General features: G+C 40.1%; 16 protein-coding genes and 1 pseudogene. 11 read left to right on the forward strand and 6 right to left on the reverse strand.

Features of this window, described 5'->3' with window-relative positions:
- Positions 1-66: 66 nt before the first annotated feature.
- Both cheV1 and nspC read left to right on the forward strand, forming a co-directional pair.
- A complete protein-coding gene (cheV1, locus tag FIM44_RS00975) occupies positions 67-1,032 on the forward strand; it encodes a chemotaxis protein CheV1 (RefSeq protein WP_140578619.1) in 966 nt (321 codons plus the stop codon).
- Positions 1,029-2,246, forward strand: a complete 1,218-nt coding sequence (nspC, locus tag FIM44_RS00980) for a carboxynorspermidine decarboxylase (protein WP_120860881.1) — start codon at positions 1,029-1,031, stop codon at positions 2,244-2,246. Before cheV1 ends, nspC begins: the two co-directional genes overlap by 4 nt.
- Positions 2,247-2,315: 69 nt before the next feature.
- Here nspC and lpxE read toward each other — a convergent pair whose 3' ends face one another.
- The 4 genes and pseudogenes from lpxE to FIM44_RS01010 form a co-directional block, all read right to left on the reverse strand.
- A complete protein-coding gene (lpxE, locus tag FIM44_RS00985) occupies positions 2,316-2,852 on the reverse strand; it encodes a lipid A 1-phosphatase LpxE (protein WP_238699880.1) in 537 nt (178 codons plus the stop codon).
- Between the two features lie 49 nt (positions 2,853-2,901).
- Positions 2,902-4,467, reverse strand: a complete 1,566-nt coding sequence (gene eptA, locus FIM44_RS00990; RefSeq protein ID WP_140578622.1) for a phosphoethanolamine--lipid A transferase EptA — start codon at positions 4,465-4,467, stop codon at positions 2,902-2,904.
- A gap of 617 nt (positions 4,468-5,084) precedes the next feature.
- Positions 5,085-7,150: pseudogene (gene sabA, locus FIM44_RS01005) on the reverse strand (Hop family adhesin SabA/HopD).
- A 531-nt stretch (positions 7,151-7,681) separates the two neighbouring features.
- Entirely contained in the window at positions 7,682-8,962 is a 1,281-nt protein-coding gene (locus FIM44_RS01010) for a citrate synthase (RefSeq protein ID WP_140578624.1), read from the reverse strand.
- Between the two features lie 200 nt (positions 8,963-9,162).
- Between FIM44_RS01010 and icd the strand changes: the two genes are divergently transcribed.
- Positions 9,163-10,440, forward strand: a complete 1,278-nt coding sequence (gene icd / locus FIM44_RS01015) for an isocitrate dehydrogenase (NADP(+)) (protein ID WP_140578626.1) — start codon at positions 9,163-9,165, stop codon at positions 10,438-10,440.
- 66 nt (positions 10,441-10,506) lie between these two features.
- Entirely contained in the window at positions 10,507-11,034 is a 528-nt protein-coding gene (locus FIM44_RS01020) for a DUF1523 family protein (protein ID WP_162979250.1), read from the forward strand.
- Here the strand turns inward: FIM44_RS01020 and bioD are convergent.
- Together bioD and FIM44_RS01030 are read right to left on the reverse strand one after the other, a co-directional pair.
- Entirely contained in the window at positions 11,011-11,667 is a 657-nt protein-coding gene (gene bioD / locus FIM44_RS01025; RefSeq protein ID WP_052936673.1) for a dethiobiotin synthase, read from the reverse strand. The two genes, FIM44_RS01020 and bioD, sit on opposite strands and share 24 nt — an antisense overlap.
- Before the next feature lie 3 nt (positions 11,668-11,670).
- Positions 11,671-13,395: a hypothetical protein gene (locus tag FIM44_RS01030; RefSeq protein WP_140578628.1), complete on the reverse strand. Its 1,725-nt coding sequence runs from the start codon at positions 13,393-13,395 to the stop codon at positions 11,671-11,673.
- Between the two features lie 109 nt (positions 13,396-13,504).
- Here FIM44_RS01030 and FIM44_RS01035 point away from each other — a divergent pair, with 109 nt between their 5' ends.
- From FIM44_RS01035 to FIM44_RS01065, 7 genes are read left to right on the forward strand one after another with little or no spacing between them, the layout of a single operon-like run.
- Positions 13,505-13,918: a universal stress protein gene (locus tag FIM44_RS01035; protein WP_001023008.1), complete on the forward strand. Its 414-nt coding sequence runs from the start codon at positions 13,505-13,507 to the stop codon at positions 13,916-13,918.
- A gap of 22 nt (positions 13,919-13,940) precedes the next feature.
- Positions 13,941-14,216 carry an ATP-dependent Clp protease adaptor ClpS gene (locus tag FIM44_RS01040; RefSeq protein WP_000784907.1) on the forward strand — a complete coding sequence of 92 codons (276 nt, stop codon included), beginning with the start codon at positions 13,941-13,943 and terminating at the stop codon, positions 14,214-14,216.
- Positions 14,216-16,441 carry an AAA family ATPase gene (locus FIM44_RS01045; RefSeq protein WP_140578630.1) on the forward strand — a complete coding sequence of 742 codons (2,226 nt, stop codon included), beginning with the start codon at positions 14,216-14,218 and terminating at the stop codon, positions 16,439-16,441. The genes FIM44_RS01040 and FIM44_RS01045 overlap by 1 nt, the downstream gene beginning before the upstream one ends.
- Positions 16,431-16,781: an aspartate 1-decarboxylase gene (panD, locus tag FIM44_RS01050; protein ID WP_121294108.1), complete on the forward strand. Its 351-nt coding sequence runs from the start codon at positions 16,431-16,433 to the stop codon at positions 16,779-16,781. Before FIM44_RS01045 ends, panD begins: the two co-directional genes overlap by 11 nt.
- A 10-nt stretch (positions 16,782-16,791) precedes the next feature.
- Positions 16,792-17,085, forward strand: coding sequence for a YbaB/EbfC family nucleoid-associated protein (locus FIM44_RS01055; RefSeq protein WP_000347921.1), 294 nt, complete (start codon positions 16,792-16,794; stop codon positions 17,083-17,085).
- On the forward strand, positions 17,085-18,080 hold the full coding sequence (locus tag FIM44_RS01060) for a PDZ domain-containing protein (RefSeq protein WP_140578632.1): 996 nt from the start codon (positions 17,085-17,087) through the stop codon (positions 18,078-18,080). The genes FIM44_RS01055 and FIM44_RS01060 overlap by 1 nt, the downstream gene beginning before the upstream one ends.
- Before the next feature lie 7 nt (positions 18,081-18,087).
- Positions 18,088-19,143 (forward strand): type IV secretion system protein, encoded by a 1,056-nt coding sequence (locus tag FIM44_RS01065; RefSeq protein ID WP_140578634.1) that lies wholly within the window; start codon positions 18,088-18,090, stop codon positions 19,141-19,143.
- Position 19,144: the final 1 nt, after the last annotated feature.

Here is a 19,144-nt window from a genome sequence, read left to right on the forward strand (position 1 = left end):
GTTGGCATTAAACACAAACACGATATAATTATAAAACGATACGAAAACCTAAATTAAGGGGAAGTCATGGCTGATAGTTTAGCGGGCATTGATCAAGTTACGAGTTTGCATAAAAATAACGAGTTGCAATTGTTGTGTTTTAGGCTGGGTAAAAACAAGGATTTGTATGCGGTCAATGTTTTTAAGATCCGTGAAGTGGTGAAATACCATGGCAATCTCACCATCATCAGCCACGAAAACAATTCGCTCGTTGAGGGCTTGATCATTATAAGAGAGCTCACCATTCCTTTGATTGACATGAAAAAATGGTTTTATTATGACAGCCAGAACAAGAGCAAAGATTTACGCCCTTACAGGGTAGAAAAAGAAAAAGGTGAAGACGATATTGTCATGATTTGTGAGTTTTCTCGCTGGACCATAGGGGTTAGGATCTATGAAGCGGATAGGATTTTGAGCAAGAAATGGACTGAAATGGAGCAAAGCGCTGGGTTAGGGGGATCTGCAGGCAATAACAAGCTCGTGAGCCGCACGCGCTATTTTGACGGGCGCTTGGTGCAAGTGGTGGATATTGAAAAAATGCTTATAGATGTGTTCCCTTGGATTGAAGATGAAAAACACAACGATTTAGAGACGCTTTCTAAAATCCATTCTAACCAATGCGTTTTGCTCACTGATGACTCCCCAAGCGTTTTAAAAACCATGCAAATGATTTTAGACAAGCTGGGCGTCAAGCACATAGATTTTATCAATGGTAAAACCTTATTAGAGCATTTGTTCAACCCCACAACCGATGTGAGTAATATTGGCCTGATCATTACCGATTTAGAAATGCCAGAAGCGAGCGGTTTTGAAGTGATCAAGCAGGTTAAAAACAATCCTTTGACTTCAAAAATCCCTATCGTGGTCAATTCTTCTATGAGCGGTAGCTCTAATGAAGACATGGCCAGGAGCTTAAAGGCCGATGATTTCATCTCCAAGTCTAACCCCAAAGACATCCAGCGGGTGGTTAAGCAATTTTTGGAATTAGCATGAAAAAATACAGTGCTATCCCCACCCCTTGCTATGCGCTAGAGAGCGAACGCTTAGAAAAAAACGCCAAGATTTTAGAAATCGTGCGCCAGCAAAGCGGGGCAAAGGTTTTGCTCGCTTTAAAAGGGTATGCGTTTTGGCGTGAGTTTGGGATTTTGAGGCAAAAATTGAACGGGTGTTGTGCGAGCGGTCTTTATGAGGCTAAGCTCGCTTTTGAAGAATTTGGGGGGCGAGAGAGCCATAAGGAAATTTGCGTTTATAGCCCGGCTTTTAAAGAGGCTGAAATGAGCGCGATTTTACCCCTAGCGACAAGCATTATTTTCAACTCTTTTCACCAATACGCCACCTACAAAGACAGGATTTTAGACAAAAACAAGCAATTAGAAAACTTGGGCTTAAGCCCCATTAAAATGGGTTTGAGGATTAACCCCCTTTATAGCGAAGTAACCCCAGCGATTTATAACCCATGCTCTAAAATGAGCCGGTTAGGGATTACGCCTAGCGAATTTGAAAAGGGGGTGAAAGAGCATGGCTTAGAGGGGGTGAGCGGGTTGCATTTCCATACGCATTGCGAGCAAAACGCCGACGCTTTGTGCCGGACTTTAGAGCATGTGGAAAGGCATTTCAAGCCTTATTTAGAAAACATGGCGTGGGTGAATTTTGGTGGGGGGCATCATATCACCAGGAGCGATTATGATGTGAATTTGCTCATCCAAACGATTGAGGATTTTAAAAAGCGTTATCATGATATAGAAGTGATCTTAGAGCCTGGGGAAGCCATAGGGTGGCAATGCGGGTTTTTAATCGCAAGCGTGATAGACATCGTTCAAAACGATCAAGAAATTGCGATCTTAGACGCTTCTTTCAGCGCTCACATGCCCGATTGCCTAGAAATGCCTTATCGCCCTAGTATTCTTAAGGTTTCTGTAGAAAACGATGAAGAAATTATTGAAGTTGAAAAGGGCGAAAATCAAGGGGCGTTTTCTTACTTTTTAGGCGGCCCCACTTGTTTAGCGGGGGATTTTATGGGGAGTTTTAGCTTTGAAACGCCTTTAAAAAGGGGCGATAAAATCGTGTTTCAAGACATGCTCCATTATACGATCGTCAAAAACAACTCGTTTAATGGCGTGCCACTGCCAAGCCTGGCTAAAATAGACTCGCAAGGTTTTAAGATCCTCAAAAGCTTTTCTTATGAAGATTACAAAAATAGGAATTAGAGCTTTAATTAAGGCTTTTAATTTAGGTTTTTAATTTAGGTTTTTAATTTAGGCTTTTAATTTAGGCTTTTAATTTAGGTTTTTGGGGCTTGTAAAAAGACCCACGCATAACATTCCAATGCCAAGCCCGGCCAACACCGCGCCAATGGTGTGCATGTCTAAATAAATGCGAGCGAGCATGGTTAAAGGGATTAGGGGTAAGAGCCACAAGTATTTTTTAAAAGAATAACGGCGCATTAAAAACGCCACCGCCAAACCCACCATAGACGAATGCCCGCTTGGCATGTTGAAATTACCCCCATAAGGGCGCTCGCCCAAACGCTGATCATTGATCGTTACATGGTTTAAGGCTCTTTTAGTGGTGTGCGTGAGAATGGTTGTAGCGATAGAGGCGTTAGCGACTTGAAAAAGCCCTACCGCATCTCTTTGGATCAAGGGAATCGCCACAGATAAAATCGTAGGGATAAAGCGCGCGTAATGCTCGGTGAAATGAAGCGCCAAAGGCACGCTTTGGTGTTTAGGGACTTTTGGGAAAGGTGCAAAAATGCCCAGTAAAATTAAGCCCAAACTGAGCGCTAACAAAGTTTTAGAAAAGTTTTTGGGCAGGCTTTCACAAAATTTTTGTTTAAATAAGAATTTTTTCATGAGTGTTATTTTACTCTTTTTTGTGTTTAAGCAGGTCTAAAGAAGGGCGATAAACAGCACCAGGGTTTTTAAAATCCAAAAACACCCCTAAAATGCTATGGAAAATAACGTTTTGATTAATGGGGGTTTGGGTTTGAATGATGGAATGCTTCTCTTTAAAAAGATCGTTGGCATAAACAATAAAGGGGATCTCGTATTGTTCTTTGGGGGCGATGCTTTTAGGAATGCCATGCAAATAGAACGCTTCTTCGCCCAAACTCTCGCCATGATCGCTTAAATAGATCATTAAGGCGGGCTGTTTGGCGTTTTTGAGCATGCTAATGATTTTGTCTAGCAGATAGTCGTTGTAAAAAATGGTGTTGTCATAGGCGTTAATCAGGCTTTCTTTGGAGCAAGAAGACAGATCGGCGCTTGAGCAATAGGGCTTAAACACCCTAAAATTTAAAGGCACTTTGTTGTCGTAGTTGGGGCCATGCGAGCCGGCAAGGTGTAAGATGAGTAAGACATTTTCATTAGAGTGTTCTTTTAAAAGGTTAGGCAAATTATAGAGTAAGGATTCATCATAAGGAGCGATCGCTTCACAATTGGAGCATTTTTGAATCAATTCATAGTTTTTAAGATAGCTTGTAACCTTAACATTCTTTTCGCCGTCATTCGCACTATACCAAAAGACTTTGATACCGGCTTTAGTCAAGTAAGTTGGCAAATTTTCATAGGCGTTGTTTTTAAAAGAAGAATCTAAAATGCATTCCAAACTCGCTGTCGTGTAAGTGGCGCAAGAAGTGGCGTTGAAAAGAGTGAGTTCGTTATCGGCTAAACGCTTGCTTAATCTTGGGGTGGTGGGTTTTTGATAGCCATAAAGGGCGTAATTGTGCTTCCTAGCGCTTTCGCCAATGACCAGCACCACAAACGAATTGGAATGATTGGGCGAAAAAAGAGGGAGCGGCTTGATAGTGGGGGCGAAAAATTTAAGAGCGCTCACTCTAAAAGCGTTCACGCTATAAGCGAAGGGCAAGATTAAGCCCCCTATGAATTTCGCATGCTTGTCAAACCACAGCCAATTTTTAGCGTTAGCTAAAGCGCTAGCGATAAAGATAAACACTAACGCTAAGATCGCTAAAAAGGGCGCTTTTTTAGAAGAATTTTTAAGGGGGATTTTATAGATGACATAGCCAGGCAACACCCCAAAAACAACGATAAAAATGAATAACTTAACGCTCAAAAAGCCTAAAATCTCATGCGTATTGGTGTTTAAGACATTACCCATCATGCTCTTATTTAAAAACACCTTATAAGCGCTAATGAAATAGAAAGCGATGGAATTGAGCCAACTAAAAACCATCGCACTTAGGCGCATCAAATGAATAGAGATCAAACCTAATCCCAAAAAAAGAGCGCCATTAACGCAAAAAAGCACCACAACCATCATGGCTATAAAACTGACTTGGTTGCTTTCTTTATAGACATAAGCGAACAAAGGGAAATGGTATAAAACGCCAAAAATAAGACTATAGAGCAAACCGGCTTGCAGACAACTCAGGGGTTTTAAAAACTTCAGATGGAATAATGATGCCAAACACGCCCCTAAAATCAATCGATCTTAGGATTATACCGTAGGTATGGGGATTTTATGGTTTATTTTAAAGTGGAAAGTGCTTTTTTTAGGGTGGTTGCATTTAAGAGTTTTAAAGCGTGTTTGTTGTAGGATTTCACCACGCCCCATAGTTAGGGTGTGGGGCAAATAAGAAAGCATGCCATGAAGCTAAAAGTGGGAAGCGTAAAAATAGCAAACGCTCTTTCAAACGATTATGCCTTGAAATTTCTTTTTCTTGGTTTAAGGTAGTGTTTTTGATGAAACGCTGATTTCTAAGAGCGTTCCCTAAGCCTAAAAAGCTTAGGGGTTTGCTTGTGGGTGGGTTTGTCCTTGACTTTGGGGCGTTTTCATTGGGTTATAAAAAGGATCGCTTGAATAACGCTGATTTTTATTTAGATTGTAAAAAACGCCTTTGAGTATTTTTTGTGATTAACGCTTGAAGTCAAAAAACTTTGTTTGGTGGAAAAAATTAAAAAAGTTTAGAAAAATAAAAGCTTTATGAAAAGTTAAAAAGCGAGTGGGAAGTCAGCGTAAAAAGATTAAACCCCCTAAAAAGAGGGTTTAAAAAAGAAATCCCTTAAAAAGGGAGTTTTAAGCTTTTAGTAAGCAAACACATAGTTGAGATACACGCTATAAAGCCTTCTGTATTGCAAGGTAGTGCCTAGCAAAGAATAGTAATTCGTGTTGATCGTGGGGATCTTCACGCCTAATTCCATGCCATGTTGCGTGCTATGGTCAGCGCCTCTCCTCTTATTCCTGGCGAGATTGGTCCTTAAGCCCAGATTGAATAAGAATTGGAAGTTAGAGGTGTTGATTTTAGCTTTATAGTAATTGTTCACATTCGCTAAATTCACGAACTGAGAATTAAGCCATGAAGTCCCCGCTAGTTGGATACCGCCAAACGCGCCAAAAGAAATCTTATTGTGTTTAGTGGCTTTATCGTTGATGAAATTCACTAACAAATCGCTCCCCACGCCATAAGTCCAAACATCAGAAGAAGCGTTGAAAAATTGGGATTTATTATAGGTGTGGTTGTAATCCACAAAGCCGTAGTATCTTGCGCCCCATCGTTTGTTTTTCCCAAAGAATTGCTTATAGCCCACTTGAAAGCCGATCCCATTCATCGCGCCGTTATTGGTGGTAGAAGCGGCGATTAAACCGGCGCGTCTGAAAGGGTTACTGCCAAGTTCCTGACTCCTGGATTGCACTTGAGAATGGATGTTGGAGTCAATGTAGTAGTTATCCTGTATGCCTTGCGGGCTGTTAGGGTTAGTCTTTTTGCTCACCACATTTTGTAAAGATTGAGCGTCAGGCAAGCTAGAGAGCGCTGCTGTGATGCTGTCATAATTTCGCCTAGCTTTTTATACTGGCCGCTGAAATTCGCTAAAGTGTAGGCGAGGTTGCGCGCGTTATGGATTTGCTCGGCTTGAGTGCCAAAATGAGCGATGCTGTCTTTTAGACTCGTTAAGGTCTCTCCCACATACGCGCAGCCTGTAGCGAAGGTGTCTTTAGTTACTGTGCCTAGCGGTGTGCCGTATGTGCCACCATTATAGGGCTTATAGCATGATGCCAAAAATTCATCTCTAAAGGTTTGAGAAATAGTTTCAAGGTCCTTCACCACTTGTTGGGTGCGGTTTAAAATCTCCGCTTGCGCTTTGGCGTTAGCGAACATGCTTTGGGCGAAGTTGGCGTCTTTATAGGGGTTGAAGGTTTTCCCGGTGTCCAGGTTGTGCTGGTTTTGCGCGTTTGCAGCAACGATTTTGGATTGCTCTACGACTATTGTAGCGTTTTTGATCATGTCTTGAATCGCACTGATTTCAGTGTCAAAAATCTGACACGCATTCCCACCTTTTTTAATGCTCCACGACGCACCGCCTAATTCACCCTCTCTGTTATTGACCCATGGGCAATTTTGCGTGAGAACATTCATTATCGTTTGAGCTTGAGTTAAAAGATTGTGGGCATTATTAGTAACATTCTTAGTCTCATTAGTATTTTGATTTTGACTATTATTATTTTTTGTGATTATTTTGACTTCCATTGTTGTATTTGTGTTACTCAAAACGGGAAGCCCTTCTTTAGGATTGCCCTTAAAAGCCGTTTGAATGATTTGATAAGCTTCATTGAGTTTTTTAAAGTTTTCAATGGATAGAGGACCACTGATTCCGGCTTTATACGGATCTAGACCACTACCACCACAAGTAATGTGATCTGAACTGTGTCCCGGTTGGTTGTTAAAGGTTTCACTGCCTGTTGTTTTCACTCCATTTGCTTCAGTATAACCTCCGCATTGCACATTCCAAGCGATACTATTCCAAAACCCTACCACTGCGTTTAAGGCTAAAAGCACCGCTTGATACGCCGGGGAATTCTTTTTATAATCGATTAAATTCTTCGCGCTCGCGTTCAAATTGCCCCTTGCGTTATTGATAGCGTTAGGGTCGGCGGACTGCCTAATAAGAGTGTTTAGGACGCTATAATTCGTTAAAAGATTGTTCAATCTTTCATAACTATCCGAAAGATCTTGAATGCCTTTAGTGTTTTTCACCATTTGAGCGGATTCACCGATTTGATAACCCGCGCTCACAAAAAAGCCGTTGTCTTCAGCGCTTAAAGTGGAAACTAAAAGCGAACCTAAGGTTAATGACAGAAATTTTTTCTTCATGTTTTCTCCTTTTATGACTTGAAATAAGATTGATTTTGTCCGTAAACCTTGCGGAAGTGTGTCTTTAAGTAAGAACATACCGCAAGCTTTCGTTAATATAGTATAAATTAATGGGATTTTGATATTAATTGGGCGTTTTTACCCTTTCAAAAAAAAAAAAAAGGTTTTTGTGGTGTTTCTAAACAAATATTAAACCAATAAAGGTCATTTTAAAAGAAATGAGGTTATTTGAATAGGGGTAGCTATCAAAAAGGGGGTTTTAACTTGGATTGTTTTGGGTTTGTTGCAAGAATGATTTCTTAAATTGTAAGAATGATTTCTTAAATTTTCTTAAGAGAAGTGTTTTGCAATCATTCCCGACTCAAGGGTTTGTTTGTAAAAGTGGAGTTATCCTTGAGTTTGGGGGCGTTTGCATACGGTTATTGATGGATTTGCTTGCTTGGTACGAAACGCCCATTCTTTTAAACAAGGCTTTGAAGCGTTTCTTAAAGCTTAACCAACGCTCTAATCACGCTTTATTCAAACAAAGCCTTAATCCCCTACATAGACTTGTCTTGGGCGCGTGATCCTAGCTTGCGGGCTTTTGACATGCTCTAAAAGCTGAGCGCACCAGCCCACGGTTCGGCCAATGACAAACACCGGCGTGAAAAAACGCACCGGGATTTTTAAAGCCCTTAAAATCGTGCCGGAGTAGAAATCCACATTAGGGTAGAGATTCCTTTCAATGAAATACTCGTCTTTTAGCGCGATTTCTTCCACTTTCGCAGCGATTTCGCTCAACCTCTCGTCCATTTTAACGCCTTTTTGGTGCAGTTCGTCTTTCAAGCCTTTTAAGATTTTTGCGCGCGGATCGTAGCTTTTATACACCCTATGCCCAAAGCCCATGAGTTTGAAACTGTCGTTTTTGTCTTTCACTCGTGCGATATATTTATCCACATTTTTCACATCGCCAATTTCTTCTAATTGTAAAAGCACTTTTTCATTCGCCCCACCATGCAAATGCCCCCATAAAGCGCTAATACCCGCACTAATGGCGGCATAAGGATGCACGCCGGTGCTAGCGACATTCCTTACCGTGGTAGAAGAGGCGTTTTGGCTGTGATCAGCGTGCAAGGTTAGGATTTTATCAAAGGCTTCTATTTCTAGGGGCGTGATTCCCACTTCGCCTTGAGTGGTGTGTTTTAAACGGCTGTAAGGATACCCTCTCAGCATGAAAAGGATATTTTCCACATAAGAGCGCGCAATATCCGGATAAATGATGGGCGCTCCCACTTCATTACGATAGCAAATAGCCGCAAGCGTGGGGATTTTAGCGACAATCCTTCTGGCCATAGTCTGGTAATCTTCTTCAGTGTGCATGTTTTGGTGCGTGGAATAAAGGGTGGATAAAATAGACACGCCGCTAGAGAGTTTCGCCATAGGGTGGGCGTTAGTGGGGAAAGCTGAAAACATGTTTAACAAGCTCTCATGTATAAAACTTCTGTGGCGCAATTCCAATTCAAACTCCAAGCTTTCTTCTTGATTCTTGGGCAATTCCCCTGTGAGGAGCAATTTGCACACATCTACATATTTGTATTTGGCGACTAAATCTTCTATTCTATGCCCTCTGTAATACAATTCGCCTTTTTTGCCATTGACATAGCTTATCGTGGATTTGCACCCGGCGGTGGAAGAATACCCTGGATCGTAAGAAAAAAACCCGGTCGTTTCAAAAAGCTTGGAAAAATCCACCGCTTTAGGCCCACGAGTGCTTTCAATCGTTTCAAATTCATAGCGTTCATTATTTTCATTATTGATTAAAGTAACAGACATTTGACTTCCTTAAGTTTTTAGAATGACAGCACTCCATTATAAGCCAAAAAATTAAATGATTTCTTTTTAAAAACATTGCGTTTTTTCAAGTTATTTCCAACCGCTACTTTTAAACACGCATTCAAAAAAAAGATTTTTAGGGGTTATATAGTATTTTTGCGCTAGTATAGTTACTCAAATTTTACAAAAAGGACAAAGAGATGGCTTACAACCCTAAAATTTTACAAAAGCCTAAAGAGGGCGAAGAAATTACAATTAGAGATGGGAAATTGCATGTGCCAAACCACCCCATTATCCCTTTCATTGAGGGCGATGGCATTGGATCGGATATTACCCCTGCGATGATTAAAGTCGTGGATAGCGCGGTTCAAAAAGCGTATAAAGGCGAGAAAAAAATCGCATGGTATGAGGTGTTTGTGGGCGAAAAATGCTATCAAAAATTTAAAGATCACAAAGAATTAAGCCCAGAAGAGCAATGGCTGTTACCGGACACTATTGAAGCGATCAACCATTATAAAGTTTCTATTAAAGGGCCTTTGACCACGCCTATTGGTGAGGGGTTTAGATCTTTGAATGTAGCGTTACGCCAAAAAATGGATCTGTATGTGTGCTTGAGACCGGTAAGGTGGTATGGGAGTCCGAGTCCGGTTAAAGAACCACAAAAAGTGGATATGGTGATTTTTAGAGAAAATTCTGAAGACATTTATGCGGGCATTGAATGGCAAGAAGGCAGCGCGGAAGCGAAAAAACTCATCCATTTTTTACAAAATGAATTAAAGGTTAAAAAGATCCGCTTCCCTGAAAGCAGCGGCATAGGGGTAAAACCCATTAGTAAGGAAGGCACAGAGAGGCTAGTGAGAAAAGCGATTGAATACGCTATTGATAACGACAAGCCAAGCGTCACTTTTGTGCATAAAGGTAACATCATGAAATACACCGAAGGGGCGTTCATGAAATGGGGCTATGCGCTCGCTCAAAAAGAATTTAACGCTCAAGTCATTGATAAAGACCCATGGTGTTCTTTGAAAAACCCTAAAACCGGTAAAGAAATCATCATTAAAGACATGATCGCTGACGCGTTCTTGCAACAAATCCTCTTACGCCCTAGCGAATACAGCGTCATTGCGACCATGAATTTGAACGGGGATTATATCTCTGATGCGTTAGCGGCGATGGTGGGGGGCATTGGTATCGCTCCTGGGGCTAATCTCAATGACACAGTGGGCATGTTTGAAGCCACCCATGGCACCGCTCCTAAATACGCTGGGCTGGATAAAGTCAATCCGGGGTCTATTATTTTGAGCGCGGAAATGATGTTAAGGCATATGGGTTGGGTGGAAGCGGCTGATTTGATCGTCTCTGCTATGGAAAAAGCGATTAAAAGCAAGAAAGTAACTTATGATTTCGCTCGTTTGATGGATGGGGCTAAAGAAGTGAAATGCTCTGAATTCGCTAGCGTGATGATTGAAAACATGTGAAAGAGCGTTTTTTAAGCTCTGGTGTTTGAATGCGAAAAAAGGCTAATACTATCATAAGGAATGAAGTTGATAAAATTTGTGCGTAATGTAGTTTTGTTCATTTTAACAGCGATCTTTTTAGTGCTCATGCTTTTAGTGAGCTATTGCATGCCTCATTATAGTGCGGCTGTTATTAGCGGGGTGGAAGTCAAAAGAATGAATGAAAATGAAAACACGCCCAATAATAAGGAAGTAAAAACCCTTGCTAGAGATGTCTATTTTGTGCAAACTTACGACCCTAAGGATAAAAAAAGCGTAACCGTTTATCGTAACGAAGACACGCGCTTTGGCTTCCCTTTTTATTTTAAGTTTAATTCGGCTGATATTTCAGCCCTCGCTCAAAGTTTAGTCAACCAGCAAGTGGAGGTGCAATACTATGGCTGGCGGATCAATTTGTTTAACATGTTCCCTAATGTGATTTTTTTAAAGCCCTTAAAAGAGAGTGCTGACATTTCAAAACCCATTTTTAGCTGGATTTTATACGCTTTGCTGTTAGTGGGCTTTTTTATCAGTGCGCGTTCTGTCTGCACTTTATTTAAGAGCAAAGCTCATTAAATCTTTTAGGCTTTGTTGGAAAACCACAATGGGGTTATTGGAGCGTTCGTTAAAAAGCTCAATATAGGGCAAACTGATGCTGTGAAAAGCGGTGTTGTTTTCTCTCAAATTGATAGCGATTTTATAATCCAATTGGTGGGATTTCAATAAAAAATCATTCAGCAAACAATCATTAATCAAGCCCAAATTGTCATGGCTAATCACAAGCATTTTGGCTTTTAATTTTAGGGCAAAATCCAGCATGTTTTCTTCTAAAGTGATAGGCACGCATAGCCCCCCAGCCCCTTCAACGATGACTAAATCGTAAGTTTTGGTGAAATTTTGGAGGCGTTGGATTAAATGATTGGTGTCAATGGGGGCGTTTTGGTTTTCTTCTTGTTGGGCGATGAGGGGGGCTGAAGCTTTAGCGTAACGATAGAATGAAATGTCTTTTAAGGTTAAAGAGCGATCTAAAAGGCGGTTATCTTGCAAGAATAGATGCGCGTCGCTAAAGGGGTTGGTCGCATCATTAACGCCCGTTTCAATGGGCTTTAATAGAATCGTTCTAACGCCACAAGCGTTGCAATACTGGGCTAATAGCCTAGCGCATGTGGTTTTGCCGGCATTAGTGTTAGTCGCGCTGATAAAGAGCATGGTTTAACTTTTAAAGTGGTAAGCGCCCTCAAAGATTTGAGCGGTCAATACATTTTTGATTTGTGGTAACTTCACATTTTTTAGTGCTTCTCTTGGGACTTCAATTACCAATTGGTTTAACGATTGGTCGCTTAAAGGGTTATCAATATCAAAAATGAAACTTAAGATATTGTGGAGCGAATTGTAGGTAATCTTGTCAATTAACGCATACGATAGTCTAACGCCCTCTGCTTGCTCTATGGCGGTAACGATGCTTTTAGATAGTCTAGGGCTGATGTTGTTAAGTTGTGTCGCTAAATCTGTCGGTGAAATAAAGCAATAACCCGCATCGGTGTCTATGGTGTTAGCAAGCACTTTAGCAATCAATGTCCTACTCACTTTTTTGCCTTGTCGCATAGCTTTAACAAGGTTATTGACTTTAATGTTGTGGTTGTAGCTTGCTTTAAAGCTTTTACTCATAGCGCATTTTCGTTGTTCTCTTGTTTTAATTGCTTGTTGCTCCCAATTTTCTATCTCATCAATATTGAAAGTCTTTGGATACCCATACGCACGAACCCTACTTTGTGTCCTTTTAATAAATCCTTTAATTTCATTTTCAAATGTGTCTGTAAGGTTGCCAATATTGTGGGGCATATAAGTTGCTTTGATTTGTGTCTTGACAATGTCTTTAAAAGCTATACCATAATTGTCTTTTTCAGGGTTTTTCTCAAAGAATGTATAGACTTTGTTCTGTAATCTTGTGAGAGAGTGTGGTAATTCTTTAGGGATAGAGAATGTGATGTCGGTGAATTTAGCATCTACCTTACCAAATCTCTTTGGTTCAGCACTTACCAATTCCACATAATATCTGTCTTTATTATTATAGACACTATTTTGACAATAACAAATCGCCGCTTGATTGAATTGTCTCGCCCATAATAACAAATGGTTTCTTAAATAAAATGTGCTACTAGGTTCATTGACAAACACAAAAAAGCTAGTCTCTTTATCAGGTATTAGGGCGTCCTCGAGATTGTCTTTCCAATAACCGATTACTTGAATATAACCAATGAAGTCTCTCTTATTATCCAATAGTCTTTTTAGCTGTTGTGTCCTTTCCATATTGTCTTTTTGAGTGTAGCGGTATCTCTCAACAAATTCTTTACTAGACATAAGGTCTTTCATTGTGGTTTCACTTTTAGGGTTTAAGAATTTACTAACAAAAGACTTACCTAATGCTGTGGATAGTTTAAGAGCGATAGTCCTATACTCTCTCAAAAAGGCATCAGCAAGATAAGAAGCGTCTATGGGGTTAGGGTCGTTATTCCAATTTTTAGCTACTTTGTCTAATTGAGATGCCTTATAACCGCTCTTATAAGCTTCTATCAATAATTCTCGTTCCTTTTCAGTAAAGTCTTTAATAAAAGCGTCTTTAAAAGGTCTAAACGCAGAGATAGTCCCAAAAGGTAGTCCGCTTTTAATTTTATTGACAATGCTATTGAGATTAGCGCTCTCAATGGTAGAGCCTTTAATAGTCTCTGTGTTTTGTTCTCTTTTAAGTCGTGAGAGTTCCTCACCAAACGCATCTAATGTCGCTCTTAAAGATAAATTGTCTTTTATCTTTACTCTAGGTTTATTTTGTCTAGCTAATTTCTTGTCCGCCATAGCCTTATCAATCATACTTGTCAAAGAAGTGTGTCTTTTAGGTTCATCATCAACAAATTCTAAAAAGTCGTAATTCAATAGCATTTTGTGTCCTTTTCTTTAAGCGAGATTATAACGCTTTATCTTTGAGCTTTCAGCGGGTCATTAGGGTTTATTTGGTATAATACCAAAACTTCATTTAAGGTTGGTTCTTATGAATATTTTATTTGGGATTAGCGACACGCAAGAATGTTATAACGCTATTAAATTCGCTGTCAAATTAGCCCATTCGCTTAAAGAGGTCCGTTTCACCTTGTTGCATGTGAGCATGGAAGTGTTTATTTATAGCGAAAGCGGAATGATGGATTACGGCCAGACAGAAGCCTTAGAAGAAGAAAAAGCTAAGGCTTTGTTAAAGCAATTTGAAGACGCTTTCAAAAAAGAAAACATAGAGTGCGAGAGCGTTCTAAAAAGCGGCGATTTGATTGATGTGGTTTTAGAAATGGCTAAGGATTATGATTTGTTATTGATCGGGGCGAGCGAGTCTAATTTGTTGTATCGTTTGTTCATTTCGCACCAAAATAGCTTGGTTGAACAATCCAGTATCCCTGTTGTGATCGCCAAGTAGCCAAGTAGCATGGATAAGCGGCATGAAAATGTATAACATACCCACCCCCACCATGGCGCAAGTGATCATGGTTGATGACCCCATTACGACAGCGGAATTTGTGATCTCTGCTTTAAGAGATTTTTTTGACAAGTCTTTAGAGGAGGCCAAAGCCCTCACATCAAGCATCCATCGTGATGGCGAGGGGGTTTGTGGCGTCTATCCTTATGATATTGCCAGGCATAGGGCAGCATGGGTTAGGGATAAAGCCAGAGAGCTAGATCTCCCTTTAAAATTATTGGTAGAAGAGATAAAATAATGGCTAAATTCAATCAAGATCTCAATGAAGTTCTAAACCAAGCTTTAAATTTAGCCCTGGATCTTAACCACGCCCTTTGCACCACAGAGCATGTGCTACTAGTCATTTTAGAACATGAGAGCGGGGAAAAGATTATTGGCACTTTAGAAAGAGATGACTATGATAAATTAAAACAAATCCTTAAAGACTATTTGTTGCAATATGTGCCTTTAAAGAGCGATCCAGCCAAAATGCCTGCTAGGAGTTTTGTGCTATTAAGAATGCTTAAAAGAATGTATGCGAGTGGTTTTGAGAGCGTGGGCGTGGAAGAATTGCTTATTTTAATGCTGGATCACCCCGATTGTTATGCTTCAAAACTCATGGATAGTTTTGGCATCGCTCGTTTGTATTCTAATCCTGCTTTATTGGATTTGGATAACCATGGTATTCCTAATGACATTAATGATAATGAAGAAGCACCCAAAAACACTCCCCTAAAAAAATACGCTAAAAATTTGAGCGCTTTAGCCCAAGACAACGCTTTAGATCCAGTCATTGGCAGAGAAGAAGAGATTTTAAGAGTGATAGAAATTTTAGGGCGCAGAAAAAAGAATAACCCGCTTTTAATTGGCGAAGCGGGTGTAGGGAAAACCTCCATCGCTGAAGCTTTGGCTTTAAAAATCACTCAAAAAGAAGTGCCGGAGTTTTTGCAAGAATATGAAGTCTATTCTTTGGATTTGGCTTTAATGGTGGCTGGAGCAAAATACAGAGGGGATTTTGAAAAACGCTTGAAAAAAACGCTCAAAGAAATCCAAGAAAACGGCCGCATCATTTTATTCATTGATGAAATCCACACCCTTTTAGGTGCAGGGAGCAGTAACGCTGGGAGCTTGGATGCGGCGAATATATTAAAACCGGTTTTAACGGATGGGAGCTTGAAATGTTTAGGGGCGACCACTTTTGAAGAATACCGCAGCGTGTTTGAAAAAGACAAGGCTTTTAATAGGCGCTTTTCAGTCATAAAAGTTGAAGAGCCTTCTAAAGAAGCGTGTTACTTGATTTTAAAAAAGATCGCTCCCCTTTATGAAGAACACCACCAGGTGCGTTATGATGAGAGCGTGTTTAAGGCATGCGTGGATTTAACGAGTGATTACATGCATGATAAATTCTTGCCGGATAAAGCGATTGAATTATTAGATGAGGTGGGATCGAGGAAAAAAATCAGCCCTAAAAAGGGCAAAAAAATCGGCGTTGATGACGTGAAAGAAACGCTCGCTCTCAAGCTTAAAATCCCTAAAATGCGTTTGAGCAGCGATAAAAAAGCTCTTTTAAGGAACTTGGAAAAATCGCTTAAAAATAAGATTTTTGCCCAAACCGAAGCGATCAATCTTGTCAGCAATGCGATTAAAATCCAGTATTGCGGGCTTTCTGCAAAAAATAAGCCTGTGGGGAGCTTTTTATTCGTGGGGTCTAGTGGGGTGGGGAAAACAGAATTGGCTAAAGAGCTGGCCTTGAATTTGAATTTGCATTTTGAACGCTTTGACATGAGCGAATACAAAGAGGCCCATAGCGTGGCAAAGCTCATCGGGAGTCCTAGCGGTTATGTGGGGTTTGAGCAAGGGGGGTTATTGGTGAATGCGATTAAAAAACACCCGCATTGTTTGCTGCTTTTAGATGAAATAGAAAAAGCCCATTCTAATGTGTATGATTTGTTGTTGCAAGTGATGGATAACGCCACTTTGAGCGATAATTTAGGCAATCAGGCGAGTTTTAAGCATGTGATTTTGATTATGACTTCAAATGTGGGGAGTAAGGATAAGGACACGCTAGGGTTTTTTAGCGCTAAAAATACCAAGTATGATAAAGCCGTTAAAGAGCTTTTGACCCCTGAATTACGCTCCAGGATTGATGCGATCGTGCCGTTTAATGCGCTCAGTTTGGAGGATTTTGAACGCATTGTTTCTGTGGAATTAGACAAATTAAAAGCCCTAGCGCTAGAGCAAGACATAACCTTAAAATTCCATAAAGAAGTTGTGAAATTCATCGCGCAAAAAAGCTACCAAACGACTTTAGGAGCGAGGGAAATTAAAAAAATCATTCATAATGAAATCAAAACTAGATTAAGCGATATACTGCTCTTGCAATCGCTTAAAAAACCTTGTAAGATCGCTTGCTTGCTAGAAAAAAACCAATTGGTTTTAAAAGAAATCAAGTGCTTGCAAAAGGTGAAAGAAAATGACTTTTGAAATGCTTTATAGTAAAATCCATAGGGCTACTATCACAGACGCTAATCTCAATTACGTAGGCTCGATCACCATAGATGAGGATTTAGCCAAGTTCGCTAAGCTCAGAGAGGGCATGAAAGTAGAAATCGTGGATGTCAATAACGGCGAACGCTTCAGTACCTATGTGATTTTAGGGAAAAAAAGGGGCGAAATTTGCGTCAATGGCGCAGCGGCCAGAAAAGTAGCCATAGGTGATGTGGTGATCATTTTAGCTTATGCGAGCATGAATGAAGATGAAATCAACGGGCACAAGCCATGCATCGTGCTAGTGGATGAAAAGAATGAAATTTTAGAAAAATAAGGGGTTAGAGATGGATTTTAGCCAATTGGGCGGGTTATTAGACGGCATGAAAAAAGAGTTTTCCCAACTAGAAGAAAAGAATAAAACCACGATCCACACTTCCAAAAGCGGTGGGGGAATGGTGAGCGTGAGTTTTAATGGGGTGGGGGAGTTAGTGGATTTGCAAATTGATGACAGCCTGTTAGAAGATAAAGAAGCGATGCAAATCTATTTGATGAGCGCTTTGAATGACGGGTATAAAGCCGTAGAAGAAAACCGAAAAAATTTAGCTTTTAATATGCTGGGGAATTTTGCTAAATTGTGATGTTTTGCAAAGCCCTTATCGTTCTATGGTTTTTTTTGAATGGCTTAGGGGCTTATGATTTCAAGCATTGTCAGGCTTTTTTTAAAAAAGCGAGCCTTCAAAAAGGGGGCGTGGCTTTAAAAGAATTACCTAAAGGCGTGTATTTGTATTATTCCAAAACCTACCCCAAACACGCCAAAGTCATCAAATCCGATCCCTTTGTAGGGTTGTATTTGTTGCAAAGCGCACCAAGCGAGTATTTTTATACCTTAAGGGATTTAGACAAAGACGCCCTGATAAGGCCAATGGCCAGTGTAGGGGATAAAGAAGCCCTAGAAGTGCGATTGCTTTTCAAGCAAAAAGGCTATGAGCACTACGCTCAAATTTCACAAAAGATTCAAAAAAATGGCGTTATCAGCAATATTTGCTATCAAATGTTAGGGCTAGGGGTAGGGGGGAATGGCTTTATAGAAACGAAATTTATCAAGCGTTTTTTAAACCAGCAAGAGCCTTATTATGGGGATATTGGGGTGCGTTTAGAAGAATATAATAAGCGTTTAGTAATAGCGCAATTTGATCCCTTTTTCCCTAAAAACCCTTTTTTAAAAAACGATGAAATCCTAGCGATCAACCATCAAAAGATCCACTCGTTAGCGGAGTTTGAATGGGTGGTGAGCAATCTTAAATACCAAAGCCTTGCAAAAGTGAAAATCAAACGAAACCATAAAACCAAAGAAGTAACGCTTAAAGTCAATAAGCGTTATGGGGGGTTTTTGCTCAAAGACACTTTTTTAGAGCGCTATGGCATCGCTTTAGATAGGCGTTTTATTATCACTAAAATAGGCAGTCATTTACCCAAAGGCTTGGATTTTTTAAAGCTTGGGGATAGGATTTTGTGGGTGAATCGTAAAAATGTGGCGTTTAACCCGAAGGCTTTAAGAGAAGCGTTAAGCGCGCCTAAAATTGAATTATTAGTTTGGCGTAAAGGCTTTGAATTTTACATTAAAGTCCGTTGAAGTATTGATGAAAAATGACGCTTATGAGATCATTCTTTCTTGGTTTATCACGCCTCTCACGGCGATTTTAGGGCGTTTCGCTGAATTTTTTCTCTACACTTTGCATGCGCAATTGGTGTTTAATAGCGTGGTCGCTTTGGCGTTCATGCTCTTTGCTTATAGGAGTTTGAAAGAACAGAATTTCTTCAGCGCTAGCACGCTAACAGAAGCGTTATTGTTTGTGGGGTTTTTTGCGCTTTTTAACTACACTTTAAAAAATCCTTTGCATTTTTATGAATTTTTCCAAAACGCTATTTTTATTGCGCCTAACATGATCACACAAAGCCTCTCTCAAAGCTTGAGTAACTTTTCTAACCATGCGCTTTCTTTAGATTTTATCTTTAATCATGGCTTTTATGCCCTTAGCTTTATCAGCGATTTGAGCCATAATGAAATGTCTGTGTGGCTTTTTTTAAGCATTTTGCAAGGGCTTTTTTTGAGCGTGCTGTTTGCGATCATCATTTTAGTGTACTTAGAAGTGCATGTGTGGTGCTCTTTAGGGGTGCTGTTTTTAGCGTTTGGGTTTTTTAAAACCTGGAGGAGCGTTGTGGTTGCGTGTCTAAAAAAATGCTTCGCTCTTGGGTTTTACAAGCCTTTTTTGTTGCTGGTGGGGTTTTTGAATGTGTCGGTTACTAAGGCTTTAATAGACGCTCACATGCAAGAAAAACAAGACTTAAGCCTTTTGTTGGTGGTAGCGTTATTTTTGTGTTGCGTTTTTATCATAGGCGTGCCTTTTTTCATCAACGCTTTGTTTAGGGTGCAAAACAGCCTTAAAGAAACTTACAAACTCGCCACCAATTTGAGCGCTAATCTCAGCCAAAACGCCCTCAATTCCTTACAATACATCACGACCCCACCCGCTCCCTCTAGCGTTTCTTCTTCTAGGAGTGAAAGCGTCTCTAAAGAAAAAGAAACGCATTCCCCCACATTTAAGGTAGAAACCACTCAATTAGATGTAAAAATCCCAAATTTCAAGCAAAAAAAGGTTAAAAAGGATACAATAAATACAAAAAATGAAATTTAAA

The sequence above is a fragment of the Helicobacter pylori genome, assembly GCF_006440215.1.
GTDB classification, from domain to species: Bacteria; Campylobacterota; Campylobacteria; order Campylobacterales; family Helicobacteraceae; genus Helicobacter; species Helicobacter pylori_CS.